Origin of the sequence: Anoxybacteroides tepidamans (assembly GCF_014201465.1) — a bacterium.
GTDB classification, from domain to species: domain Bacteria; phylum Bacillota; class Bacilli; order Bacillales; family Anoxybacillaceae; genus Anoxybacteroides; species Anoxybacteroides tepidamans.
In genome coordinates this window covers 13,085-38,932 of the sequence record NZ_JACHEP010000027.1, presented here as the reverse complement: position 1 = coordinate 38,932, position 25,848 = coordinate 13,085, and the positions used below count along the sequence as shown (strand labels likewise).

The following is a 25,848-nucleotide window of genomic DNA, read 5'->3' as shown; positions in this document are numbered from 1 at the left end:
CCAACACTTCTACAATAGGAGTTTTTTTCTTTTGCGTAAACGTTTTTTTATATCACACTTTATTTACTAATTTTGTAAGCTGTGCAACGCTAGTGAGGGTGCCCCGTTATTTTTGGGACACCCTCTTGTTTTTGTTGCGATGCTAAAACATTTCGTTCGTTTCCCAAGACGCAACAATGGCGTATGTTGTTTGTCGGTCAAATACTCTACCGATTAAATAAATCATGCAATGCTGTTTATGAGGGTAAAGAGGCTGTTTGATTTGTTGATGTGCCGCCATTTCGAACTGTGGATATTGCAGGAATGATTGCGGTTGGTAATAAGGCATAGGATACATGTTTTTTCCTTCCCTTCTTTTGATATAGTATGTTTCGCATCGTTTCGTGTACTAAATATTATGCCTACGGAAGGAAAAACACAGACGAACAGCGTATGTGACTCTTCGTCTCGGTTTTTTATTGTTCAATTGCACCTTTCCACTCATTCATGCCGCCGCTCATATTTGTATACGTGGAAAAATCTTTCTTTGACGAGGATGTTGCTTGCCTGCGTAGACCGGTTTCCAGAACGGCAGACGATTAAATAGGATTTGTTTTTATCTAATTCATGGAGCCTGTTTTGTAGTTGTTGCAACGGGATTAACTTTGCGTTTGGAATATGCACGGATGCAAACTCTTCTTCTGTTCTTACATCAATGACTTCGACTTTTCCATCGGCAATCATCTTTTCAGCTTCATCGACAGATACGTTTGTGTAACCGATGTATTTGATATTTGATAATTGAATTTTGAGCCACTCCGATTACATCCTTGTGAGCCACTTCGAAATTGGCAAATGGTAAGTCTGGGGCGTCTTGACACGGAGCCTCTAGAGGCATGATTCCACTCGAAAGGCGACACATCAATGTGTTTCGATAGGCACAAGCCTATCATGCCTCTCACTCCATATCAAGACGGTGTTTTCGCTGGAAATGGAGTGGCTCACGTTTTTACGAGCGAAGTGGCTCAATTTTATGTTTGCAAAAAAAAACCGGATTTCGTAGAACAACCAGTCGCTAGCAGTAAGCTAATTAAAAAAAGAGCAAATTTTTTCATGAGCAGCTTCCTCATTTCACTATCAGAACATAAAATGATGAGTGTAGATGAAGTGCTTCGACAGTAAATCCGTGTGACTTTACCACTTGTGCTAGCGTGTTTGAACCAATTCGTTCGTGAAGCGGAGGCCCCATCTCTGATTGGACAGCCTCCCATTCGATAATACATAACATTCCGTTTGGTTTTAAAATCCGTTTGATTTCTGCGAATGTTTTGTCTAAATGTGGAACTTCGTGTAACACGAACGCTGCTAGCGCTTTATCGATCGAATGGTCTTCTAAACGAATATTGTCCAAACTGCTTTCAACCAACTCAATATTTTTTAGTTGTTGTTCATCAGCACGCTGTTTCAATAACTGCAGCATTTTTGGTTCGATGTCTACCGCATATACCTTTTGTGACCGAGCAGCCATAGGCAAAGTGAAAAAGCCGTTGCCTGCGCCTAAGTCAGCGATGACATCCGCTTTTTGAATGCCAAATTCCTCGATCCGCTTCTCGGGCTGCAACAATTCGTAGCGAGCCGGTTGCAGCAAACGGTCCGCTTTGTTTACGTGAAATCGATGTCCACTCATCTCTTGTCCCTCCTTTTATACCCTAACAAGTATATTACACGATATTTGTTTTAGATTCAATGAAGGAAACCATTGACTACGGAATTTCTGACATAGGGTAGCGTCAAAATTTCTATGAAAAGTGATCCCGAGCTACCTTTTGAAGGAAAATGAAGGCGATTGTGGAATCGGATTCACCCTTGACCAACACTGGCCAAAGGAGAGAAGAGGTCGGTAAGGGCAAGGGCAGGAAAAAAGTAAAAGAGGGAAACATGATGAATAAACGTTGGCTGGCGTTGTCTGTAGGATCTTTTTTATGGGAATATGGCTGGCTATTCATAACGGTTCAGCACTGTCTTTAGATGAAGCGTTATGAAAATACTTTCGCACGTGGAGATGGTTGGATACTTTCGCCGTGTTAGGATCAAAGCTAACGCTCAGTATTTGTAGCATAGCTCACGTTTTATTTTTGTGAGAAAACGGGAATGGATGTGCAGCAATGCACGCATTATGCATATGTTTGGATTAGCAAAGTAGGAGATACGCTGCTAGAAAGAGAAGTGAACTAATAACGCTCAGCATTCCCGAGTGTTTTTTACGAAAAACAAATGGGGTGCTAGTTGATTGACCGCGAATGAATGAGAGTATACAGGTCATTAACGTTTCGATGATTGTCTAGCACCACGGCAAAAATATCTTTTGAACGTGGAAAATGATGACGGAATTTTTGTTAAACAGGTCTTCTCTTTTTCAATGTGCGAATAGCTACTTCATGTTCACCTAAAAGTTCGTAAATCGATTTATGGCTTTCAAGAAGTTCATGTAATAACTCTGTATTTTTTTCCACTTTCTCGTGAAGTTTGTGCATATCCATGCTTAATGCCTCTAGTTTTGCATCTGTTTCATCTTGCCGATGCATAAGCGCCTGAACGAGCGCATATAATTCTTCTTGTCCAGCCTGCAAAGATTTTTGAGTTGTTTCTAATTTTGTTTGTCTTTCTTCCAACTGCGTTTGCCTTTCTTCGAGTCGAGTGAAAGATTGCTCAAGCCGTGTTTGCCTTTCTTCGAGTCGAGTGAAAGCTTGTTCGAGCCGCGTTTGTCTTTCTTCCAATCGTTTTTGCCCAGCTTCAAGCGACTCCACTTTTGTTTTGACAACATTGAGCGTATCAAGAATTTGCTGAAGAAGCTGCTCCGTCATCCCATTTCACCTCCTGTTCATCGATTATTTACGACTTAACATTATATCATGAAATGGCAACTAGATGTATAAAAAAGATGATTACAGGATTTTACACATTGATAAACCAATATTTAAGAAACGAATGAAGATGAATGGTCGTGGAGTTTTTTACAAGCAAAAGACGGCGCTTTTCCGTGTGAAGTGACCATCGATGAGGACAACGGTAGATATATGATTCGGAAGGCAGATACGAGCGGCGAAATATTCAATACGCCGGGAGAACTGGTACGCTGGATTATGGCGAATTGGAGTAGCGACGATTTTCAAGACCAAGAACAATTCGAGTTGATGATGAAGGAAATACAAGTCTATATTACGATTAGTCAATAGTTGAAAAAGGGATCGGGAATAATTCCCCGATGCCTTTTTTCATTTAGCAGGAATCCGTGATTTTGCAATGAATACTTATTATAAAGGATCGGTAAAGGAGGGAAAGGAATGCACGAACATTTTCAATTTACCGTTTTCGATGTGTTGCAAAGGAAGCATTTTGAGCATACACAAGTAGTAGCAGGGCATCAAGGGTTGAACCGCATCGTGAAGTGGGTGCATGTTGTAGAGGTTACCAAAATTTACAAATTGTTAAACGGGAAAGAATTGATCTTGTCTACTGGCGTAGGCTGGAAGGAGAACGAATCGCTGTTTCTCTCTTTTTTACAGCAGTTGATTGAATGTGACGCCTCTGGATTGTGCATCGAAATTGGAACCTACACTTCTTCTATTCCGCAAGAAGTGATTCGGCTGGCTGATGAACACCACTTCCCGCTCATTCTCTTTTTAAAAGAAGTTCCGTTTGTGGAAATTACCCAAGATATTCATACATATTTGATTAACCAGCATTATCAAATGATCTCGAATTTAGAAGCATATTCTCAGCAACTGAACAAAAAGTTGTTGTCGATTGACCACTATCATGAAATTTTGAAGTTTTTGCACCATTATTTAGGTCATCAAGTGATTTTCCGAATCAATGGAAAAGAAGCAGAGTTTGTACCGGAATGCCCGGGTAAAAAGAAAATGCAGCTGCTTGAGCATTTAGCACAGCCATCCAACCAGGCCGCTTCTCAATCGATTCAACTTTTTAGCAACGAATACGCAGAGTTATCCATCGTTTCGCTACAGCAAGAAATAAGCGAATTTGCCCTTCTTATTTTAGACAGGACCGCGACCGCTATTGCTCAACATTTGTTGCGCGATTTATATGTCGAAGAAAAAAAGCGAATGCAAGAACAAGAATGGCTAAAAGGCTGGTTAGAAGGAGAGCATAACTTCCAAACGATTTCTGATTATTTAGCAGACCATGACCCGGAATTAAAACCAAAAGGTGGCTGTGTCAGCATTTGCAAATTCAAATCGTTGAAGCAGCATGCTAATCTTGATCTCACATATTTTAAATTGTTATTTCGAACGATTTTTGAACAACAAGGGTTTTATATATTTTCGGTTGATCTACGCAACAGCATCGTTTTTATTATGTTGAACAAACGTAGTATAAAAACATGGAAAACACGCATGCAAGAAGGCGTTCAACGTTTAATGGAATCAGATTTTATCCGTACGAAAAAAGTGCCATGTTTTTTATTCGGTGTCGGGAAATTTGTCGAAAACCTCTCTCTTATTAATAAAAGCTATCAAACTGCCCTTGAAACGAATAAAATTCAACATCATCTCGGGAAAAAAGCCACGAGCTGCTTTTATGAAGACTTGCATACGGCGCGAATCATTTCCTTTATTCATCAATACGGTGATTTGCACGAAATCGTCATGGAATATTTAGAACCGGTGATTCAATATGACAAAAAGCATAATGGCCAATTAATGGAGACGCTAAAAGTGTATTTAGCGTGCAATGGTTCGAAAAAAGAAACGGCCGAACGATTATTTGTCGTGAGGCAAACGCTCTATCACCGCATTCAAAAGCTACAGCAGTTATTAGGAGCGGATTTTATGAAGCCGGAAAAGCGGTTAGCGATTGAATTGATGATTCAGGCATATGAATATTTAGCAGCAATCCGTGAGCAATAGCACTCTTCTACAAAAAAGTAGGAGAGTTTTTATTTAAAGATAAGAAAGTATAAAATTTTGCGATTGGGTAGGGAACTGTCTAGCTTCAAGCGCCATCGGTGTGATGCGCTCCGCCCCTTCTTTCGGCGGCGACACGCTGAATTCCCTTCTTTGAAATATCCCACGCAAGCCCAAGCTTTGCTTGGGCTGAGCCTCCTCGGTGGGGCTTGTGCGATCTTCGCCGATAGGCGGGCGCTTTGCGCTTTTCTTATGTAGTCATAAAGTTAAGAAGGATTGTCATATTGTGGAATGGGTATGGATACAATTTTTACATTATGTCTAATGAATGCCTTTACAAACTGAGAGATAATTTTAGTACATCTTAAGCCAATAGGGGGGACTATGATGGCGGTTACGAAGAGCGAAACAACTGTTTTAAAAAATTTTATTAACGGACAATGGGTGGAATCGAGCGGAACAGAAACGTTGGAAGTTCCGAATCCGGCAACAGGAGAAGTGTTGGCAAAAGTTCCGATTTCGACAAAAGAAGATGTAGAGAAGGCTGTTCAAGTCGCGAAAAAAGCGTTCGAAACGTGGAAAAATACTCCGGTTCCGAAACGGGCGCGCGTGATGTTTACATTTCATCATTTGTTAAATGAGCATCATGAAGCACTAGCAAAACTTGTCGTTCTAGAAAACGGTAAAGCATATAAAGAAGCGTACGGGGAGATTCAACGGGGCATCGAGTGCGTAGAGTTTGCCGCAGGAGCTCCGACTTTAATGATGGGCGAGTCGTTAGCGGGAATTGCGGAAGACATTGATTCAGAGATGTTTCGTTATCCGCTAGGCGTTGTCGGGGGAATTACCCCATTTAATTTTCCGATGATGGTGCCGCTTTGGATGTTTCCGTTGGCGATTGCGTGCGGAAATACGTTTGTGCTTAAACCGTCCGAACGCACGCCGATTTTAGCAAATAAATTAGCAGAACTATTCACGGAAGCAGGTGCGCCAGCTGGGGTGCTCAATATCGTGCATGGAGCGCATGATGTCGTAAATGCATTAATTGACCACGAAGACATTCAAGCGATTTCGTTTGTCGGTTCACAACCGGTCGCCAAATATGTGTATGAACGGGCAGCGGCGAAAGGAAAACGCGTACAGGCGCTTTCGGGGGCAAAAAATCATCATATTGTCATGCCGGATGCCGATATTGAGCTTGCCGCACAGCACATTATTAGCTCTGCTTTTGGCAGCGCCGGACAGCGTTGTATGGCTTGCAGCGCGGTCGTTGTGGTCGGCGATAACGAGAAGTTTGTGCAAGTGTTAAAACAGAAAGCAGATGAATTGATTATCGGCAACGGCTTGGATGAAGAGGTATTGCTGACTCCTGTCATTCGCCAATCGCACCGCGAAAAAGTGTTGGGATACATCGAAAAAGGCATTGAAGAAGGGGCAACTCTGCTTCGGGATGGGCGAAAAGAGATGGAAGAACTGCCACAAGGCAATTTCCTTGGGCCGACGATTTTCGATCATGTTACACCAGAGATGACGATTGCGAAAGAAGAAATTTTTGCGCCTGTCCTTAGCTTGTTGCGCGCGGCAGATTTAGACGAAGCGCTTGCGTATATTCGCAAATCGCGGTACGGAAACGGTGCGACCATTTATACGAAAGACGCGAAAGCGGTGCGGAAATTCCGCGAAGAGGCGGACGCAGGAATGCTAGGAATCAATGTCGGAGTACCGGCGACGATGGCGTTTTTCCCATTCTCTGGATGGAAAGATTCGTTTTACGGTGACCTTCATGTAAACGGCAAAGACGGGGTGAATTTTTATACGCGCAAAAAAATGATTACTTCTCGGTTTGATTTTTAATTTGTGAAGAAGGAAGGGAATCTCGATGGTGCAAACCGATCAAAGCCAGCTGTTGCTGGAAAAAGATGAACGCTATATATGGCATTCGATGAAGCCGTACAACCCGCAGGCGACGCTCGTCGTGACGGAAGCGAAAGGATGCTGGGTAACGGATCATACGGGGAAAAAATATTTAGATGCGATGGCCGGCCTATGGTGCGTCAACGTCGGTTACGGCCGCGAAGAACTGGCGGAAGCAGCCTACAAACAATTAAAGAAGCTCGCATATTTTCCGCTCACGCAAAGTCATGTGCCTGCGATTCAATTAGGTGAGAAATTGAACGAACTTCTTGGCGATGAATATGTCATTTTCTTTTCTAACAGCGGGTCGGAAGCGAACGAAACGGCATTTAAAATCGCAAGACAATACCACCAGCAAAAAGGCGACTATCACCGCTATAAAATTATTTCCCGCTATCGGGCGTATCACGGCAATTCATTGGGGGCATTGGCCGCCACTGGTCAGGCACAGCGGAAGTACAAATATGAACCGCTTGCGACAGGGTTTATTCACGTTGCTCCTCCGGACAGTTATCGCGATGAGGAAACAGCCGTTAATCCGCGCGAGTTGAAATCAGTGAAGGCGATTGACCAAGTGATGACATGGGAATTGAGCGAAACGATTGCGGCGGTGATTATGGAACCGATCATTACCGGGGGAGGAGTGCTCATTCCGCCTGATGGATATTTGCAAGCGGTGAAAGAAGTATGTGAAAAGCATGGCGCGTTGCTCATTGTTGATGAAGTCATTTGCGGTTTCGGCCGGACGGGCAAACCGTTTGGATTTATGCATGACGGAGTGAAGCCGGACATCATTACGATGGCGAAAGGGATTACAAGCGCTTACTTGCCGTTATCAGCGACAGCTGTCCGCAAAGAAATTTATGAAGCGTTCAAAGGGACGGAAGAATATGACTATTTCCGCCATATTAACACGTTCGGCGGCAATCCGGCCGCATGCGCGCTTGCTTTAAAAAATTTAGAAATCATGGAAACGGAAAAATTGTTCGAGCGTTCGCAAAAAGTCGGCGAACAATTGCTAAATGAGCTAAAACGTAAATTGCAAGATCATCGTTACGTCGGCGATGTGCGCGGCAAAGGTTTGCTCATCGGGATTGAATTGGTTGTTGATAAAAAGACAAAAGAGCCGCTCGATGTATCGCTCGTCAATAAAGTCATTGGCATTTGTAAAGAAAATGGATTGATCATCGGCAAAAACGGAGCGACGGTCGCCGGGTTTAATAACGTGTTAACGTTGTCACCGCCGTTGACCATTGAGAAAGAAGATCTTTCGTTTTTAGTTCAAACGCTTACAGAAGCGTTGGCGCAAATAAAATAAAAAAGGGGAGTCATGTACTCTCCTTTTTCGAATTTTGAACCGTTGCCCGCCCCCGTCTGTCGCGGTGATAGCGTGTGCGATCATCGTCGCTCTTTTTGCAACTCCTTGTTGATCTCTTGCAGAACGTCACCGATTTTCCGTTCGTGGATGACGATATCGGCCCATTCATCTAATTCTGTCGGTTCCATGTTGACGATAACGAGTTTGGAACCATTTCTTTTGGCGATGAGCGGGAGCTGGTTGGCAGGAGATACTTGCAAAGAAGAACCTAATACGATGAACAATTTTGCTTGCTGTGCGGCAAGCCACGCCTTTTCCATCGCGTCCATAGACAGTGATTCACCAAATAAAACAACAGACGGGCGCAAAAACCCGCCGCAAGTACAAGTAAAATCGTCGCGAAGATATATATCGCTTTCATATACTTGATGGCAGCGTTGGCAGTGAACCGATCTCAACGATCCGTGAAGCTCGATGACGTTTTCACTGCCTGCTCGTTGGTGAAAACCGTCTACATTCTGTGTAATAATGCTTTGTATCATCCCTCGTTTTTCCCATTCAGCTAAAAGGGCATGTCCTGCATGCGGTTGGCATTGTTGAAGCGTGCGAATGCGGTATTGGTAAAAAGAGATAAACTCATCTCGATGGTGCTCAAGTGCATGCGTACTCGCTAATTGTTGCGGATTTTTTTTCTGCCATAATCCGTTCTGTGCTGAACGAAAATCAGGCAATCCGCTTTCTGTCGACATTCCTGCCCCTGTCAGCACGACTGTGTAATCGGAATTCAATAGCCACTTTGCCAACATATGTTCACCTTCTTATGATTTACAATTTTATCTATTTCAATCAACTGATACAGTCAACAACCGTATTCAATTTTCTTATTTGCAATTGTTTGGTGCTGTTGATCATGCGTTTTCGTCATATGACATTGACATTGTATCAACTTCTTTATACATTTTAACTAAAAATAAAGAAAATTGAAACATAAAACATAATTGGGGTGATGTTTAATCGAGATAGTATGCGCATAATCGAATGGTTCGAACAGTAACTGTAATCAATAATGGGTTTGATTTACTCAGAGGAGGGTATACATGGATTTTACTCTTACGATGTCTTTTTTAGGTGTGGCGATTTTATTGACGCTCATGCCAGGACCGGATATTTTATTTGTGATCGCCCAAAGCATTTCACAAAATAAGAAAGCAGGAATCGCTACAGCGCTAGGGCTTTGTTCGGGGTTAATCGTCCATATAACCGCCGCTGCGCTTGGCATTTCAGCGCTTGTTTATCAGTCGGCGTTGGCGTTTGCGGTAGTGAAATATGCTGGCGCTGCTTATTTGCTATATTTAGCATGGCAGTCATGGAAAGAAAAAGAGGTGGGCTTTGTTATTGGCGATCAGAAGCCTTTAGAGTATAAAGCTCTCTATAAAAAAGGGATTTTGATGAATCTTTTAAATCCGAAAGTATCGTTGTTCTTTTTAGCTTTATTGCCGCAGTTTGTAAATAAATCATTAGGACATGTGAGCTTGCAAATGTTCGTTCTCGGGATCATTTTTCTCGTTCAAGCTTTATTGATTTTTGTGATAGTCAGCGTGTTTTCCGAAAAACTGCGACATATCTTGCTTGCTAATCATTTTATTGCTAAGCGGATAAACGTGATGAAAGGGCTGCTGTTAGGGTGGATCGGCATCCAGATCGCGTTTAGCGAAAAGTAGCGGTCGCTCGCTTGGCTAATGAAAAGAATTTATTTATGTTGACGAGAAAAATGTTATGTAAAGTTAAGGGTTGAAAAGGAGCATATGCAATCGCTATGCTCCTTTTACTTCCATATAAAAAGCGGCTAAAAATTTTTTTACATTAATTCGGCATTTCGTCGCTTTCTCGCCAGCTTCGAGCTCCTGCATGCGGAGCCGGATTTCCTCGAAATCAAACAAACGTGGGGCGAAGTGTTCGAAAGTAGGATTCGTGTAGTCGGCTAAACCAAGCGAAGATAAGTGGGTAAATGCTTGCAGAACCATGCGGCGGATGCGTTGTTCCATTGCACGCATTTCTTTTTGTAGCAACTGTTCATCGTAAATGCCGTGAACGTGCTGAAGAATTTGTGCATATAGTTCTTTGAGCTGCGGCAAATCATGCGCGGCTTGGCCGTGGCGTTCCCGTTCTTCTAGCCATTGTATAATCGACAATAAATCAGATGTTCCTGCTTCTCCGGCAATGCCTAGCGTAAGAAGAAGCTGTCTTGCTTTCTGTTCCGTATGTGTTGTTTTATATGTTGTAGCTGGAATGTGTCCGTTTTTATTTTTTTCTAACGTTTGCAGCAAACGGCGGATCGAATCGAGCGACGAGGCAACGGAAAGGTACTCGGCAACTCGTTTTAAGACCGAGATGACTTCATAGCGGTTGATCGGTTTATGAATATATGTATCGACCCCATGAAGGTATGCCTTTCCGACCATTTCCTTGTTTTCGACTTGGGAAATCATCACAAACGGACCGGCAAATCCTTGTGCCCGTAATTTTTTTATCGTTTGAATGCCGTCAAGCCCCGGCATGAGTAGATCAATTAACACGACATCAACGGAATATAGCTGGTCTGCCGATACGTGAAGACCATCTTCTGCTTGCCCTACGACTTCCCCAAGTCCGCTTTCTCCAATAATTTTTTCTAGCATTTTTCGTACGACCGCATCGTCTTCGATAAGAAAAAAGCGCAAGGACATTGCATCCTCTCCTTTCAAAATAATTGATAGCTAGGGATTTTCACTTGAAATTGGGTTCGTGAGTATTCATCCGTTGTCAGCACGATACGCCCTTTGAAACTATGGACAATTTCTTGAGCATGCGTTAGCCCAATGCCAGTTGATGGGTTGCCGTGTTCATCGTATTTTGTCGTAAAGCCAAGCTGAAACACCCAATCGCGGTCTTCCTCGGGAATTCCAGGGCCCGAGTCGGTGATTGAAAAAATGATGTCACCGTGCGCAAGTTCCGCGCGAAGATGGATCCAGCCAGACGACGGGATGGCCTCTACCGCATTAGCGACTAAATTATTTAAGACAGAAAGAAGGGCATAGACGTGGCGGGTCGACAGGTCGATATCACATACCGTTTGAAATTGGATCGATTTCCCTAAAAGCTCCGCATATTTTTCATTGGCGCGAATAACCATACCGCAGAGCTCGGTAATCGGAAGACGCAAATCAAGCTGCTCTTGATTGATCAATTCGGACAAACCGGCTAAAATTCGCTGCGAGTCTTTTTTGACTTCGTGCACATGTTCGGCAATATAGAGAGCGGTGCTCGGTTCTACTTTTTCCGACTCCATGAGACGCATATAAAGCTCATAGCTTTTTCTTGTAATTTCTTCTATATGACTCATCGATTTACGTAAATAGAATGCTTCTTCATAAAGGCTTGCATTAATCATTACAAGGCGTTCGAGCTCTTGTCTGCGCGCTTCTCCTAAAGCTTGCATATGTTGGAACATTAAAATGTTATATAGCCCGACAACACAGAAGCTTCGTAAAATTCCGAACAAAAGTAACATAAAAACTATTTCTTGAGTAATGATTAATGATTCACCGATAAGTTGGCGAATAAGCAACTCAACCATATTAGAAGCGAAATCAATGGCCGCTCCAAACAGCGCTGCACGGATCGGAACCCCCATATAGGAACGAATTTTCAAAATACGCACAAGTAAAGCAAAGGTAACGTAGTAAAAAGCAGCTGGTAAATGAGAGAGTAAACTATCGAACCATAACGTTTCTCTCATCACAATATCAATTAGAACTCTAAATCCTAAAATAAACAGACCTGTAAAAAGACCAGTTAATACAGTCGGAATCGTACGGAACCAAATAAGACCGAAAAAGAAGACGGCGCTTCCTAAAGAAAAGCGGAAAGAGCTTCCAAACGGATTGACTTTCATTTCCCCGAAAAGAGCAGTAGCTAATGTGAGGATCAGTAATATTACAATACGTTCGCGCATCATTTTCTCCTCTGTCTATGAAAATGAGAAACCCCATTTCCTATTATACAGGAAACGGAGATTAAGGAAATATTTATAGATGTTTATGTTCGAGTCTTCGAGAAATGAGTGAGAGCGAATAGTTGACGATAAAATACATAATCGCAACTAATAAAAAAATCGGAATGACATAGTTTACATTTCGTCCATTAATAATTTGCGCATGGTTCATTAATTCTGGCAAGGCGATGACGACAGCAAGCGACGTATCTTTCAATAAAGAAATAAACTGCCCGACAATCGGTGGGACCATACGGCGCAATGCTTGTGGCAGGACAATATGCCATAGCGTTTGCGTATAGGTGAGTCCCGATGACCGTGCGGCTTCAATTTGCCCTTTTTCAATCGAGTTCAGCCCGCTCCGCACAATTTCGGAAAGCATCGCCGATTCAAAGATGACAAGCGCTAAAATCGCGGCATAAAATTTATCGAGTTTGAATCCTATTTCTGGAAGAGCAAAGTAAGTAAAGAAAATAATCAACAACAACGGCAGATTACGAATCGTTTCAACTCCTATTGCAAGAATGTGGGAAACGAAAGGAATTCGGCTATAGCGTAACACGCCGATGACAATGCCGATGGCAAAGCTAAATAAAATCGAGATAAAAGCGACTTTAAGCGTGACCGCAAATCCTTCAAGCAAAAACTTTAAATGAGCTGGAGCATATGCACCGATAAAATCCATTTCTCACCCCACCTTTATCGACTTCTAGCTAGGCGGCGTTCGAGAGCACCAACACCTAGACTGAGAGGAATAGTTAAAAGCAAATAAAATATCGCAACGAAAATATACACATCGAATGTGACAAACGTTTCTGAAGAAATTAAATCGCCGAAATACATTAGATCCAGTCCTGCAATGACACCAAGAACGGAAGAGTTTTTGACAAGATTAATAAATTGATTACCCATTGGCGGTATAACGATTTTAATCGCTTGCGGCAAAATGATATACCACATCGCTTGCAAATACGTCAGTCCCGATGACCGTGCGGCTTCCATTTGTCCTTTTGGGACGGAGAGAATTCCTGCGCGGATGACTTCGGCAATAAAAGCAGCGGTGTAAACCGTCAATCCTAACGTTCCAGCTGTGAACGAATCGAAACGGATGCCGATTGCAGGCAGGCCAACGAAAAAAACGAAGACAATTAAAATAAGCGGGATGTTGCGAATAAATTCGACATAGGCAGCGCCAATCCAGTTTAATGGCCGAATGGGAGCGATGCGAAAAACGGCCATTACCGTTCCGATCGCTAAACTGCCGATTAACGCGAGGACACTTGCCTTTAATGTATTCGCAAACCCTTGCGTATACATATCCCAATGTTCGATAAGAATCGAATAGTTGAGCATCTTGGTGCCTCCTTTCCACTTAACAAGAGATGAGCGGATAGTTTCCGCTCATCGTCATTTCGTTATTGTTTTGGCTTTTCGCCAATCCATTTTTCGTAAATTTTATCGTATTCGCCGTTTGCTTTAATTTCTTTTAAATATTCGTTAATGACGTCTAAAAGTTCTTTGTCGCCTTTGCGAACAGCGATTCCGTACGGTTCTTCAGAGAACGTTTCATCGACGACGCGGAAGTTTGGATCTTGTTTTGCCATTCCAAAAAGCAACGCATTGTCCGTTGTAAGCGCGTCGCCTTGTCCAGCTTTAAGTGCCGTAAACGCTTCAGCGTAGTTTTCAAACTCTAAAACGGTTGCTTCTGGCGCTTTTGCCCGAATGTTTTGCGCGGAAGTCGAGCCTTTTGCCGTTAATACAGTGACTCCTTTTTTATTTACGTCAGCGATTCCGTTAATGTTGCTATCTTTTTTGACAAGCAACGATTGGCCAGCCATGAAATAAACGTCAGAGAAATCGACTTCTTTTTTCCGTTCTTCGGTGATGGTCATTGTTGCGATGATGGCGTCAATTTCACCGTTGTTTAACATCGGAATACGCGTTTTCGATGTCACTTCTTTTAGCTCAATTTTATTTTCATCACCGAGAATTTTTTTCGCTAACCCTTTGGCGATGTCGATATCAAATCCTTCCACTTCGCCTGTTTGCGGATTTTTTAAACCGAAAAGATTTAAATCATACTTAACGCCTACTACAAATTTTCCTCTTTCTTTAATTTTGTCTAACGTACTTTCTGATGCTTGTTTTTCTGTTTTTTTCGTTTCGTTTTCTTTACTTCCTGTCGTTGTTTCGCTGCTGCAGCCAACTAAAGCGGTGGCGCTAAGCATGGCGACAAGCCCAAGCCCCATCATTTTTCTCCAAATGTTTTTTAACTTCATGAAAAAAACCCCCTTTATATTAATGGTTAAGAATACGGCTAAGAAACAGGCGTGCCCGTTCTTCGCGCGGGTTGGCGAAAAACTGCTCCGGCGGCGCTTCCTCAAGAATTCTTCCTTGGTCCATAAAGACGATGCGGTCAGCTACTTCACGGGCGAATCCCATTTCGTGCGTGACAACAACCATCGTCATTCCTTCTTTTGCGAGAGTTTTCATAACATCAAGTACTTCTCCAATCGTCTCTGGGTCAAGCGCTGATGTCGGTTCATCGAACAGCATAATTTTCGGTTTCATCGCCAGTCCTCGGGCGATGGCGACGCGTTGCTGCTGGCCGCCGGACAGCTCTGTCGGGTAGGAGTTCGCCTTATCAGGAATGCCGACTTTTTCTAAATAATACATCGCGGTTTCTTTTGCTTCTTTTTCAGAAATGCCTAATACTTTCATCGGAGCAAGAGTAATATTTTGCAACACAGTTTTATGTGGATACAAATTAAAGTGCTGAAACACCATGCCGATGTTGCGGCGAAGTTTGTTAATATCCGTATTTTTGTCATTGACTTTCACACCGTCAACGATCAATTCACCGCTTGTGATCGTTTCAAGGCGATTGATACAGCGGACTAACGTGCTTTTTCCGGAACCGGACGGACCGATAATGACAACGACCTCGCCTTGTTCAATGGAAAGATTTATATCTTTAAGGACGTGAAAGTTTCCGTAATGTTTATTGACTTGATGAAAATAAATCAATGATTCCCCCCCTTTCTATTTTTTAAATATTTTTTCTTTTCTGAATTAAATGTAAAAGCAATCTACTGAAATCTACAAAAAACAACAAGAAAAAAGAGAGAATTTTTTTCAACGAGGTTAATTTTTTTTATGATACAATGAAAATGATAATTCTTATCGATATACAGAGGGGTTTGCATCATGACAAAAATTTGTTTTTGCAAGGAAAATAAGTACGAAACAAAAAAGTTATGTAAATTTTTGAAACGGACGTATAAAGAAGTGAAAGTGAAACGAAAAGACTGTTTAGGGAAATGCAAAGCATGTAAAAATGGCCCATTTGCGTTTATTGATGGAGAAATGGTCAAATGTGGCACAGTGGATGAGTTGTTTTGTGAAGTAACCTATCGCCTAGCGAAAGACTGGTGGGAATTTCGTGGGAAATAAGGGAGTGAAATTGATGACGGCGTTAGCGTTATTCGTTTTAGCGGGACTTGCTGAAATTGGCGGCGGATATTTGATATGGCTTTCGTTGCGCGAATCAAAACCGCTCTGGTACGGATTGGTTGGGGGAGTAATTTTAATCGTTTACGGCATTATTCCGACGTTGCAGCAGTTTCCGTCGTTTGGGCGGGTGTATGCGGCATACGGCGGCGTTTTTGTCGTTTTATCCGTTTTATGGGGGTGGGGAATCGACCGCAAAACGCCTGACTTATACGACTGGATCGGCTCAGCGGTCTGTTTGCTTGGTGTGTTGATAATCTTATGGGGACCGAGGAATTAGAAATGCCTTCTTCACCGCAAAGTAGAAAAGTTTTTGAAAAACATAAGAAAAAACTAGTCACATTCAGAAGCAACGATTATTATAAAAATAAAAAAGCGGTGGAGGGGTGAGTGTGCTTAATGCAAGAATGATAAATATTTTGCGCAAACTAATGTCTGCAGACCAACCGCTGACAAGTGAGTATTTAGCAAACGTTATTCAAGTGACGTCACGGACAATTCGTAATGATATAAAAGAACTAGAAGAAATTCTTAACAAAAACGGTGCATTAGTTAAATCATCACGCGGACGAGGGTATGAACTTGTAGTGGAGGACGAAGCCCTTTTTCGAAAATGGTTAAAAGAAATGTTTCAACAAGACCTCTCGACCGTCCCAAACTGTTCAGAAGAACGTGTGCAATATTTAATAAAGCGACTTCTTTTGACAGAAGAATATGTAAAATTAGAGGAATTAGCGGATGAGTTGTTTGTCAGCAAATCTACTGTCCAAAACGATTTACGCGAAGTGAAAAACATTTTAAAGACGTATGAAATTGAATTAGAGAAACGTCCGAATTACGGATTAAAACTAAAAGGAAAGGAAATGAAGCTCCGTTTCTGTATGTCGGAATATATATTTAGCCGAAAAGAAATAGATTCGAAAGCTGAAATTCTTCCAAAAGAAGAAATGGAGTTCATCCATCAAGTTATTTTAGAACAAGTGCATGAACATCAAATTACGATGTCAGATGTTCGTCTACACAATTTAATGATTCATATTGCGATTGCTTGTAAGCGAATACGGAGTGGAAATTATGTTTCTATGTTTCTTGAGGAAATTCACCATATAAGTAGACATAAAGAATATGAAATTGCCAAAAACATCATTCAAAAGATTCAAGAACAGTTGCACGTGTTGTTTCCTTCGTCAGAAGTGGCATATATTACGATTCATTTGCTCGGCACGAATATGATTGTTCACTCTGACCTCGTCGAACAAGAAATCGAGTCGTACATTGATCGGGATGTTTACCAAATTGTCACGGACATGCTAGAAGTGATTGAAAATAAATTGGCGCTTGGTGTGAATCATGATAAAGAATTAATTATTGCGATGTGCTTACATTTAAAGCCGGCGATAAACCGCTATCGATATGGCATGAATTTAAGAAACCCGATGCTTGAAGCTATCAAATCTAGCTATCCTGTTGCATTTGAGGCAGGAATTATTGCTGGGATGGTACTTAAAGAAAAAACAGGAATAGAAATTGATGCACATGAGATAGGGTTTCTTGCGCTTCATATCGGTGCAGCGATTGAGCGTAAAAAGATAAGTAATAGACCCAAAAAATGTTTAATTGTTTGTGCCTCAGGAGTTGGTAGTGCAAAATTATTACAGTATAAGCTGCAAGATAAATTTAGTACAAAGCTTGATATATTAGGAACGACTGAATTTTATAAATTGAAACAGCGATCTTTAGAAGGAATTGATTTTATCATTAGCACAATCCCGATTCATGATAAACTACCTATTCCTGTGATTGAAGTAAACGCTATTCTTGGGGGAGAGGATTTTAAGAAGATTGAAACGATCATTTCAGAAAGCGATGAGGTTGAATTAGAATATACAAATGAACAGCTCGTTTTTCTTAACCAGCCGTTTGAAACAAAGGAAGAAGTGCTAGAATTTTTATGTGCTCAGCTACAGCGGTTAGGTCTTGTAAATGAAACATTTAAGCAGTCCGTGTTAGAAAGGGAAGCCATTTCTCCTACATGCTTTGGGAATCTTGTGGCTATTCCACATCCGTTAGTTCCACAAACAGATAAAACATTTTGGGCAATTTGCACATTGGAAAAACCAATTATATGGGCGGATAAACGAGTTCAATTCGTTTGTTTATTAAGCGTTGAAAAAAATAGCAAAGCTGATTTGCAAAAAATGTATAAAATGTTGGGCGGACTTGTGGATGATTATAAAAAAGTGCAGCAGTTATTAAAATGTCAAACTTATCAACAATTTTTGGGTGCATTTTTAAATAACCAGCGTGTTTAAAACATGCTGGTTTATTTTTTCCTTTACGCAACGGAAAAAGGCTATGTGTAGATGTAAGCGCTACTACAATACAATAAAAACGAACGAAAAAGCAACCGATTTTTCAGATGGAAAGGGGAGATGATAGGAATGGAAGAAATTATTTTTTCAATCATTCTTCATGGTGGAAATGGAAGAAGTGCGGCTTTTGAAGCAATTACAGCAGCGAAGCAAGGTGATTTTTCGAAAGCAAGGAAGAAATTAGAAGAAGCAGTAAATGAATTGGCTCAGGCTCATCATATTCAGACAATGTTGATTCAAAGGGAGGCAAAAGGAGAAAAGCAAGAAGTATCGCTTTTAATGGTTCATGCGCAAGATCATTTAATGACAGCAATGACAATGAAAGATTTAGCAACAGAATTGGTAGATTTATATGAGCAAACCCAGTCATTGTTACAGTCGAAAGTTCTATGAACACTAATTTCATGCTAAAGGAGGGTCGGATTCTCTCTTGAGCATTATTCTTCATAAGAAAAGAAGAGGTCAGTAAGGACGGTAGCGTCAAAAAATCTATGAAAAGCAATCACGAGCTACCTTTTGAAGGAAATTGATGTGGATTGTGGAATCGGATTCGCTCTTGACCAACATTCGCCAAAGGACAAGAGGGGAAGCATTTTATGAAGAAACAAAATAATCTACTAATTTTTATATTAACTGTAGGAGTTTTTAGCATTGTAAATACTCAATTAGGGATTATTGGGATATTACCTTTAATTGCTGATCACTTTCATGTCAGTATTTCCGATGCAGGATTGATGGTTAGCCTTTTTACACTTGCTATTGCTATCTCTGCTCCAATTACGCCGCTACTGTTTTCGGGCATAGAACGTAAAAAGGTAATGTTATTTGTACTTGGTGTTTTCATTTTGGGGAATGTTGTCTCGGCATTTGCCTCAAACTTCACCGTTGCATTAATTGCTTATGTGTTTCCGGCCATTTTCTTTCCAGTTTATATTTCTTTGGTCCTTACAGTAGCTGCAACGTCCGTTAGCAAGGAAGAAGCTCCCAAAGCGGTTTCTAAGGTGTTTATTGGGATATCTGCAAGTATGGTGCTCGGTATACCAGCCACAAGTTTTATTGCAAAGGCTGCTTCGTTACCAATGTCGATACTATTCTTTGCTATTGTAAATGCGATAGCATTCATTGCCACAGTCCTATGGATGCCATCTACATCTGTGAATGAAAAGCTTTCTTACGGAGCCCAAGTAAGTATATTAAAAAGACCGATTGTCTGGTTTTCCATTACTGTGCTGTTATTTTAATAAATGGGGCAATATTCGAGGTGTACAGTTATATCACTAAATATTTAGAAGAAGTAACAAATATTTCGTGGAATTTCATTAGTTTCATGCTAATCGTATACGGTACAGCCAATATTATCGGGAACATTATATCAGGAAAGCTACTTATTAAGAATGCTAACAAGTTTGTAGCCTCTTTTCCTTTTACGTTAGGAGTGATTTATGTTTCCTTTTTCGCAATGGGGAAGTTTGCTTTGCCGATGTTTTTCATCGTCTTAGCTTGGGGAATATTATCTGGGGCAGGAGGCGTTATTAATCAATTTTGGATTACGTCTGCAGCACCGGAGGCTCCTGAATTCGCTAACGGATTATTCTTAGCATCCACAAACTTAGGAACAACCATTGCGACAAGCGTATGCGGATTATTTATATCTGGAATGGGTGTACAATATGTCGTATTCGGTGGCCTGCTATTTTTATCATTAAGCATAATCATGATTTTACTAAGAGTCAATATGTATCGTACTGCAAAGAGCTATTAAAAGAAAAGTCTGTCTGAAATGCTGGATTGCTTTTGGGGTTGGGGGTACGTTGTTATCATGATAAGAATATTGACCGTATGATGCAAACGGGGAGCTATCTTTAAATTTTTAGTGAAAGGAATGGTAAAGATGAAAAAAGGATTAAAAATAGCGACCATTGGCGGTGGCTCAAGCTATACTCCTGAACTAGTAGAAGGGTTTATTAAACGATACAATGAATTACCAGTAAAAGAACTTTGGCTTGTCGATATTGAAGAAGGAAAAGAAAAGCTTGAAATTGTTGGGGATTTAGCAAAACGGATGGTAGAAAAAGCTGGGATTCCAATCGATATTTATTTAACGCTTGATCGAGAGGAAGCATTAAAAGAAGCGGATTTTGTCACTACTCAGTTTCGAGTAGGCTTACTTGATGCTCGGGCAAAAGACGAAAGAATTCCGCTAAAATACGGTGTAATTGGCCAAGAAACGAATGGCCCAGGTGGGCTATTTAAAGCACTTCGGACAATTCCGGTTATTTTAGACATTTGCCGTGAGATGGAGAGATTATGTCCAAATGCATGGCTTATCAATTTTACAAATCCAGCTGGCATGGTGACGGAAGCTGTTTTGCGTTACTCGAATATTGAAAAGGTAGTCGGTTTATGCAATGTACCAATTGGGATGGAGATGGGGATAGCGAAGCTGCTAAGTGTGGAACATTCTCGTGTTCGTATTGATTTTGCGGGGCTTAATCATATGGTTTACGGTTTAGATGTTTATTTGGATGGCATTAGCGTAAAAGATAAAGTTATCGATCTACTAACAGATCCAAGGAATAGTAGCTTCGTAAAAAACATTCAAGGACTAGGATGGGAACCAGCGTTTTTAAAAGCATTGAACGCACTACCTTGCCCATACCACATGTATTATTATAAGACGCGCGATATGCTTGAAAAAGACTTGAAAAATGCAGAAACAGAGGGAACACGTGCAGAAGTTGTACAAAAATTAGAAAAAGAGCTATTTGAACTCTATAAAGATCCTAACTTGAATGTGAAACCACCTCAATTAGAAAAACGAGGGGGAGCATATTACTCTGACGCTGCTGTTCGCTTAATTACATCGATTTACACAGATAAGCGTGATATTCAGCCTGTCAACACTAGAAACAATGGCGCAATTGCTAGTATCCCAGATGACTCCGCAGTAGAAGTAAGTTGTGTCATTACGAAAGATGGTCCTAAACCAATGGCGATGGGAGATCTTCCTGTTGCTGTTCGAGGGCTTGTCCAGCAAATTAAATCGTTTGAGAAAGTAGCAATTGAAGCTGCGGTAACAGGAGATTATAACACTGCACTTCTTGCGCTCATCATCAACCCGCTTGTCCCATCGGATACGGTAGCAAAACAAATATTAGATGAAATGCTTGAAGCGCATAAACAATATTTACCACAGTTTTTTAAGAAAATCTCGGTTTAGACTTTTTAGTTCCGGCAAAGACCTTTGCCGGAACTTTTTTAGTGTAAAGGAAGCACACGATGTATTTTTTCCGTAGGCTAACGGAAAAAAGTTATGTTTAGATGAAAGCGCTTTTAAAGTAAGATGAAGCTAGGAAAGGAAAATAAAAATGAGGAGGAAATGAGTATGAACATTTTATTATGTTGTGCAGCTGGGATGTCGACAAGTTTGTTAGTATCAAAAATGGAGAAAGCGGCAAGCGAGCAAGGAAAACAGTACAAGATCTGGGCTGTTTCCGGTGATGTTGTCCAAAACCATATCGACAATGCGGACGTTCTTCTTTTAGGTCCACAAGTTCGCTATATGCTCCCACAATTAAAAAAGCTAGGAGAAGAAAAGAACATCCCGGTTGATGTGATCAATCCTGTTCACTATGGGACATGCAATGGTGCGGAAGTATTAAAATTTGCTGAGCAATTACTTTCTAAGTAGGGGGTGTGAAAGATGAGCAAGATCAATAGCATTCTTGAGAACAAAGTTATGCCGATCGCTGGTCGTATTGCCGGACAAAAACATTTAATTGCTTTGCGTGACGGTATCATTTTAACTATGCCTCTTATTATTATTGGTTCCGTGTTTTTAATTGTCGCGAATTTACCGATTCCGGGCTACTCTGACTTTATGGCTGGGATTTTCGGAAAACAATGGGCAACTAAATTAATGTATCCTGTTAGTGCGACATTTGATATTATGGCGTTAATTGCAGCGTTTGGTATTGCGTATCGGCTTGCAGAAAGGTATGGGGTGGACGCGATTACCGCAGGTGCGATTTCCGTTTCTGCATTTTTACTTGCAACACCATATAAAATTGGATTTACACCTGCAGGAGCGAAAGAAGCGATCTTAGTGGATGGCGGTATTCCTGTTGCTTTAATGGGAAGCAAAGGGTTATTCGTTGCCATGATTTTAGCGATATTTTCAACAGAAATTTATCGTTATATTGTTCAAAAGAATTTTGTAATCAAGATGCCAGATGCGGTACCACCGGCAGTAAGTAAATCGTTTGTTGCACTTATTCCTGGTTTTGCAGTGCTTACTTCTGTTTGGTTAGCTCGTATTCTTATCGAACAAACTTCTTATGGAGATTTGCACAATCTTATTACAAAATTAATTGGGACTCCTCTAAACGCGTTGGGAGGAACTCTGGGTGGTACAATTATTGCGATGTTCGTAGCTATGTTATTATGGACTTCCGGATTACATGGAATGAACATTGTATCCGGGGTAATGGATGCAATCTGGTATGGTGCCATGGACGAAAATCGTATAGCATTTCAAAACGGTGAAGAATTACCAAACATTTTTACGAGGCAATTTATTGATATGATGAATGTTGGTGGAAGTGGAGCTACTTTTGCATTAGTATTAATTATGCTTCTTCGTGCGCGAAGTCAACAAATGAAACAACTAGGTAGATTAGCTATCGGTCCAGCCGTATTTAATATTAACGAACCAATCATATTCGGTATGCCAATTGTCATGAATCCGATGATGATGATACCGTTTATCTTAACTCCTGTTCTTACGGTTATTGCTACTTATATTGGAATGTCGACAGGGTTAGTGGCAAAGCCGGCTGGTATTGCTGTCCCGTGGACGATGCCGCCAATTTTACACGGATATTTAATTACTGGCGGAAAACTTTCAGGTGCTATTATGCAATTAATTAATATTGGTATTGCCCTTATTGTTTACTACCCATTCTTTAGAATGTGGGACAAACAAAAATTGATGGAAGAAAAAGGTTTTTCAATGAATTCTCAGCAATCAGATGCAATAAATATGTGATTAAGGATTGTGATAAAGATGGAAGAACAAATTTTTCAGATCATTTTGCATGGGGGGAATGCAAGAAGTTCAGCCATAGAAGCGATTGCAGCAGCTAAAAGCGGGGATTTTTCGATAGCGAAAGAAAAACTAGCAGAAGCTGCAAAAGAGTTGAGTGAGGCGCATCATATTCAAACATCATTAATTCAAAGTGAAATAAGAGGAGAAAAACAAGAAGTATCCCTTTTAATGATTCATGCGCAAGACCATTTGATGAATGCGATGACAATGAAAGAATTAGCGACTGAAATTGTAGATTTATACGAATTTATAAAGCGAACTTTATAAATATGGGGGAAATTTAGATGGAACACCAAAACGTAAAACCATTTCCGAAAAACTTTTTCTGGGGAGCGTCTACTTCTGCCTATCAAGTAGAAGGGGCTTGGAATGAAGATGGAAAAGGTCCGTCCGTTATTGACGTAGGTCATCATCCGGAAGGGGTTACCGATTTTAAAGTAGCAAGCGATCATTATCATCGCTATAAAGAGGACGTTGCTTTACTAGCAGAAATGGGATTAAAGGCATACCGTTTCTCTATTGCATGGACGCGCATTTATCCAAATGGAACGGGCGAGGCCAATCCAAAAGGCATCGAATTTTACAACAGTTTAATTAACGAATTAAAGGAAAAAGGCATTGAACCAATCGTTACGATGTATCATTTCGATTTACCTTATGCGCTGCAACAAAAAGGAGGCTGGTCGAATCGTGAAACAGTCGATGCGTTTGAAAATTATGCGAAAACGTTATTCACTCATTTCGGCGACCGGGTGAAATACTGGTTGACGATCAACGAACAAAACATGATGATTCTTCACGGAACAGCGATCGGTACAGTCGATCTTCATTTGGAAAACCCTGAAAAAGAACTGTACCAACAAAACCATCATATGTTGTTAGCTCAAGCAAAAGCGATTAAATTGTGTCATGAAATGCTTCCAGACGCAAAAATTGGACCAGCGCCAAACATTTGTTATATTTATCCGGCTAGTTCAAGACCGGAAGATGTGTTAGCTGCGCAAAACTTTAATTCTATCCGCAACTGGCTCTATTTAGATGCAGCTTGTTTCGGGCGCTATAATAGTGTCGCGTGGAGTTATTTTGAAGAAAAAGGTTATACGCCTGCGATTCAAGAAGGTGATATGGAGATTTTAGCAAGCGCTAAACCGGATTTTATTGCATTTAATTACTATACTTCAATGACTGTTGCCCATAGCAACAAAGACGGAAATGACCGGCATAGCACAGGTGACCAGCAAATTGTCATTGGTGATTCGGGAGTTTATAAAGGACACACAAATGAACATTTGCGAAAAACTGAATTTGGCTGGGAAATTGATCCTGTTGGGTTCCGTATTACGTTGCGCGAAATTTACGATCGATACCATCTTCCATTGTTAGTTACAGAAAATGGATTGGGCGCCTTCGACAAGCTGGAAGAAGGTGATGTCATCAACGACGATTATCGAATCGACTTTTTGAGGGAACATATTAAACAAGCACAACTTGCCATAACGGACGGCGTTGATTTGATTGGCTATTGCCCTTGGTCGGCGATTGATCTTGTTAGCACGCACCAAGGTATTAGCAAACGTTACGGTTTCATTTATGTCAACAGAGATGAGTTCGACTTAAAAGACCTTCGCCGCATTAGAAAGAAAAGCTTTTACTGGTATCAAAAAATTATTCAGACGAATGGAGAAAACCTTGAATAATAAAGGAAGATAAATAATACAAAAGCGTAAATTAGGCAAAAGTGGCTTGGAAGTGTCCGCTATCGGGCTCGGTTGCATGGGAATGAGTTATGGTTATGGTCCGGCATCAGACAAGAAAGAGATGATTTCGCTGATCCATGCAACGATTGAACGTGGTATTACCTCCTTCGATACGTCCAAAGTTTATGATTTATATGTGAATGAGAGGTTGGTAGATGAAGCGTTTGCCCCATTCAATGGGAAGAGGGTCATCGTGACCAAAAACGCAACACCGCCTCAAATCTCACTTGCATGGTTGCTGCATAAGAAACTGGTAACAGCTCCCATTATCGGTGCTACGAAAATGTCTCATCTCGAAGATGCGGTAGCTGCTCTTTCGATTAAGTTAACACTTAAAGAAATGACGTTCTTGGAAGAGCTGTATGTACCTCACCCAATAATTGGTTTTAAATAATTGTCGTGTGACGACAGCTTATTTATATTAATAACAGAAGAAAAGCCGACCTTCCTAATTAGGAAGGTCGACTCAGCTTGCTAACAAAGTCGACAAGCTGAAACTATTAGCTGGTTTACTTGAGTACAATCTTTCACAGCCTGCATTTTAATTGAATAGATAAGAGACAATATGCCTAGTTAAAACATCTTCCAAATGGAATTATTCATTTTATCCTGAAAAACAAAATTTAGAAAAAGTGTGTCAAGCACACTTTGTGGTGATAAACCACTTTAAATACAAAGATTTATTGGATTTACAAAAAATATAGACCTTCACCAAAGATTGCGCTTGATTTTTTGAATAAAAGTGGATTAGATGATTTTTATACATAACTGTAAATAAATAGTAAATGGTATCCTTCGCTTCACAACATCACTTGCTTGTCAAGTACATTTTGTGGTGATGAACCAAAAATATTGGAAAGTATCCCGCGGGTCACAAAATGAAGTTTTTGAAGCCGAGAAACTAAAAACGAGGTGGTTAGAGAGCCAAAA

Annotated in this window: 26 protein-coding genes and 1 pseudogene; 16 read left to right on the top strand and 11 right to left on the bottom strand. The window is 40.9% G+C overall.

The window, feature by feature from the left end:
• Positions 1-142: 142 nt before the first annotated feature.
• The 4 genes from HNQ34_RS15520 to HNQ34_RS15505 all read right to left on the bottom strand — a co-directional run bounded on the left by HNQ34_RS15520 (position 143) and on the right by HNQ34_RS15505 (position 2,843).
• Positions 143-337 (bottom strand): hypothetical protein, encoded by a 195-nt coding sequence (locus tag HNQ34_RS15520; protein WP_183256189.1) that lies wholly within the window; start codon positions 335-337, stop codon positions 143-145.
• A 143-nt stretch (positions 338-480) separates the two neighbouring features.
• Positions 481-723 carry a rhodanese-like domain-containing protein gene (locus HNQ34_RS15515; protein ID WP_246364260.1) on the bottom strand — a complete coding sequence of 81 codons (243 nt, stop codon included), beginning with the start codon at positions 721-723 and terminating at the stop codon, positions 481-483.
• 382 nt (positions 724-1,105) lie between these two features.
• Positions 1,106-1,666 (bottom strand): class I SAM-dependent methyltransferase, encoded by a 561-nt coding sequence (locus HNQ34_RS15510; protein WP_183256187.1) that lies wholly within the window; start codon positions 1,664-1,666, stop codon positions 1,106-1,108.
• Between the two features lie 709 nt (positions 1,667-2,375).
• A complete protein-coding gene (locus HNQ34_RS15505) occupies positions 2,376-2,843 on the bottom strand; it encodes a YkyA family protein (RefSeq protein WP_183256185.1) in 468 nt (155 codons plus the stop codon).
• A gap of 213 nt (positions 2,844-3,056) precedes the next feature.
• Between HNQ34_RS15505 and HNQ34_RS15500 the strand changes: the two genes are divergently transcribed.
• The 4 genes from HNQ34_RS15500 (at position 3,057) to HNQ34_RS15485 (ending at position 8,139) form a co-directional block, all read left to right on the top strand.
• Entirely contained in the window at positions 3,057-3,215 is a 159-nt protein-coding gene (locus HNQ34_RS15500; protein WP_312856141.1) for a hypothetical protein, read from the top strand.
• A 108-nt stretch (positions 3,216-3,323) separates the two neighbouring features.
• Entirely contained in the window at positions 3,324-4,910 is a 1,587-nt protein-coding gene (locus tag HNQ34_RS15495; RefSeq protein WP_183256180.1) for a PucR family transcriptional regulator, read from the top strand.
• 384 nt (positions 4,911-5,294) lie between these two features.
• The gene (locus HNQ34_RS15490) at positions 5,295-6,761 is read left to right on the top strand and encodes a CoA-acylating methylmalonate-semialdehyde dehydrogenase (RefSeq protein ID WP_183256178.1); all 1,467 of its coding nucleotides are present in this window, start codon (positions 5,295-5,297) and stop codon (positions 6,759-6,761) included.
• 25 nt (positions 6,762-6,786) lie between these two features.
• Positions 6,787-8,139, top strand: coding sequence for an aspartate aminotransferase family protein (locus HNQ34_RS15485; protein WP_183256176.1), 1,353 nt, complete (start codon positions 6,787-6,789; stop codon positions 8,137-8,139).
• 80 nt (positions 8,140-8,219) lie between these two features.
• Here HNQ34_RS15485 and HNQ34_RS15480 read toward each other — a convergent pair whose 3' ends face one another.
• Positions 8,220-8,945, bottom strand: coding sequence for an NAD-dependent deacylase (locus tag HNQ34_RS15480; RefSeq protein ID WP_183256174.1), 726 nt, complete (start codon positions 8,943-8,945; stop codon positions 8,220-8,222).
• Positions 8,946-9,236: 291 nt separating this feature from the next.
• Between HNQ34_RS15480 and HNQ34_RS15475 the strand changes: the two genes are divergently transcribed.
• Positions 9,237-9,860: a LysE family translocator gene (locus HNQ34_RS15475; RefSeq protein ID WP_183256171.1), complete on the top strand. Its 624-nt coding sequence runs from the start codon at positions 9,237-9,239 to the stop codon at positions 9,858-9,860.
• A gap of 93 nt (positions 9,861-9,953) precedes the next feature.
• Here HNQ34_RS15475 and HNQ34_RS15470 read toward each other — a convergent pair whose 3' ends face one another.
• The 6 genes from HNQ34_RS15470 to HNQ34_RS15445 form a co-directional block, all read right to left on the bottom strand.
• Positions 9,954-10,865: a response regulator gene (locus HNQ34_RS15470; protein WP_183256170.1), complete on the bottom strand. Its 912-nt coding sequence runs from the start codon at positions 10,863-10,865 to the stop codon at positions 9,954-9,956.
• Between the two features lie 14 nt (positions 10,866-10,879).
• Positions 10,880-12,133 carry a sensor histidine kinase gene (locus HNQ34_RS15465; protein ID WP_183256168.1) on the bottom strand — a complete coding sequence of 418 codons (1,254 nt, stop codon included), beginning with the start codon at positions 12,131-12,133 and terminating at the stop codon, positions 10,880-10,882.
• A gap of 73 nt (positions 12,134-12,206) precedes the next feature.
• The gene (locus HNQ34_RS15460) at positions 12,207-12,857 is read right to left on the bottom strand and encodes an amino acid ABC transporter permease (protein ID WP_183256166.1); all 651 of its coding nucleotides are present in this window, start codon (positions 12,855-12,857) and stop codon (positions 12,207-12,209) included.
• A gap of 14 nt (positions 12,858-12,871) precedes the next feature.
• Positions 12,872-13,525, bottom strand: a complete 654-nt coding sequence (locus HNQ34_RS15455) for an amino acid ABC transporter permease (protein WP_183256164.1) — start codon at positions 13,523-13,525, stop codon at positions 12,872-12,874.
• 62 nt (positions 13,526-13,587) lie between these two features.
• Entirely contained in the window at positions 13,588-14,451 is an 864-nt protein-coding gene (locus HNQ34_RS15450; protein WP_183256161.1) for a transporter substrate-binding domain-containing protein, read from the bottom strand.
• 19 nt (positions 14,452-14,470) lie between these two features.
• A complete protein-coding gene (locus tag HNQ34_RS15445; protein ID WP_183256159.1) occupies positions 14,471-15,199 on the bottom strand; it encodes an amino acid ABC transporter ATP-binding protein in 729 nt (242 codons plus the stop codon).
• Between the two features lie 180 nt (positions 15,200-15,379).
• Between HNQ34_RS15445 and HNQ34_RS15440 the strand changes: the two genes are divergently transcribed.
• The 11 genes and pseudogenes from HNQ34_RS15440 (at position 15,380) to HNQ34_RS17965 (ending at position 25,312) form a co-directional block, all read left to right on the top strand.
• Positions 15,380-15,625 (top strand): DUF1450 domain-containing protein, encoded by a 246-nt coding sequence (locus HNQ34_RS15440; protein ID WP_183256157.1) that lies wholly within the window; start codon positions 15,380-15,382, stop codon positions 15,623-15,625.
• A gap of 13 nt (positions 15,626-15,638) precedes the next feature.
• Positions 15,639-15,962 carry a YnfA family protein gene (locus tag HNQ34_RS15435; protein ID WP_183256154.1) on the top strand — a complete coding sequence of 108 codons (324 nt, stop codon included), beginning with the start codon at positions 15,639-15,641 and terminating at the stop codon, positions 15,960-15,962.
• Positions 15,963-16,074: 112 nt separating this feature from the next.
• Positions 16,075-17,994 (top strand): BglG family transcription antiterminator, encoded by a 1,920-nt coding sequence (locus HNQ34_RS15430; protein WP_183256151.1) that lies wholly within the window; start codon positions 16,075-16,077, stop codon positions 17,992-17,994.
• A 120-nt stretch (positions 17,995-18,114) separates the two neighbouring features.
• Positions 18,115-18,447 (top strand): PTS lactose/cellobiose transporter subunit IIA, encoded by a 333-nt coding sequence (locus tag HNQ34_RS15425; RefSeq protein WP_183256149.1) that lies wholly within the window; start codon positions 18,115-18,117, stop codon positions 18,445-18,447.
• 203 nt (positions 18,448-18,650) lie between these two features.
• A pseudogene (locus tag HNQ34_RS15420) lies at positions 18,651-19,816 on the top strand (MFS transporter).
• Positions 19,817-19,945: 129 nt separating this feature from the next.
• Complete coding sequence (locus tag HNQ34_RS15415; protein ID WP_183256147.1) at positions 19,946-21,274, top strand: 6-phospho-beta-glucosidase; 1,329 nt, start codon at positions 19,946-19,948, stop codon at positions 21,272-21,274.
• A gap of 123 nt (positions 21,275-21,397) precedes the next feature.
• Entirely contained in the window at positions 21,398-21,745 is a 348-nt protein-coding gene (locus tag HNQ34_RS15410; protein ID WP_183256145.1) for a PTS sugar transporter subunit IIB, read from the top strand.
• A gap of 12 nt (positions 21,746-21,757) precedes the next feature.
• Positions 21,758-23,101, top strand: coding sequence for a PTS cellobiose transporter subunit IIC (celB, locus tag HNQ34_RS15405; RefSeq protein WP_183256135.1), 1,344 nt, complete (start codon positions 21,758-21,760; stop codon positions 23,099-23,101).
• Positions 23,102-23,119: 18 nt separating this feature from the next.
• A complete protein-coding gene (locus HNQ34_RS15400) occupies positions 23,120-23,428 on the top strand; it encodes a PTS lactose/cellobiose transporter subunit IIA (protein WP_183256133.1) in 309 nt (102 codons plus the stop codon).
• A gap of 17 nt (positions 23,429-23,445) precedes the next feature.
• Positions 23,446-24,858: a glycoside hydrolase family 1 protein gene (locus HNQ34_RS15395; protein ID WP_183256131.1), complete on the top strand. Its 1,413-nt coding sequence runs from the start codon at positions 23,446-23,448 to the stop codon at positions 24,856-24,858.
• Between the two features lie 52 nt (positions 24,859-24,910).
• Positions 24,911-25,312: an aldo/keto reductase gene (locus tag HNQ34_RS17965; RefSeq protein ID WP_409978382.1), complete on the top strand. Its 402-nt coding sequence runs from the start codon at positions 24,911-24,913 to the stop codon at positions 25,310-25,312.
• Positions 25,313-25,848 lie beyond the last annotated feature (536 nt).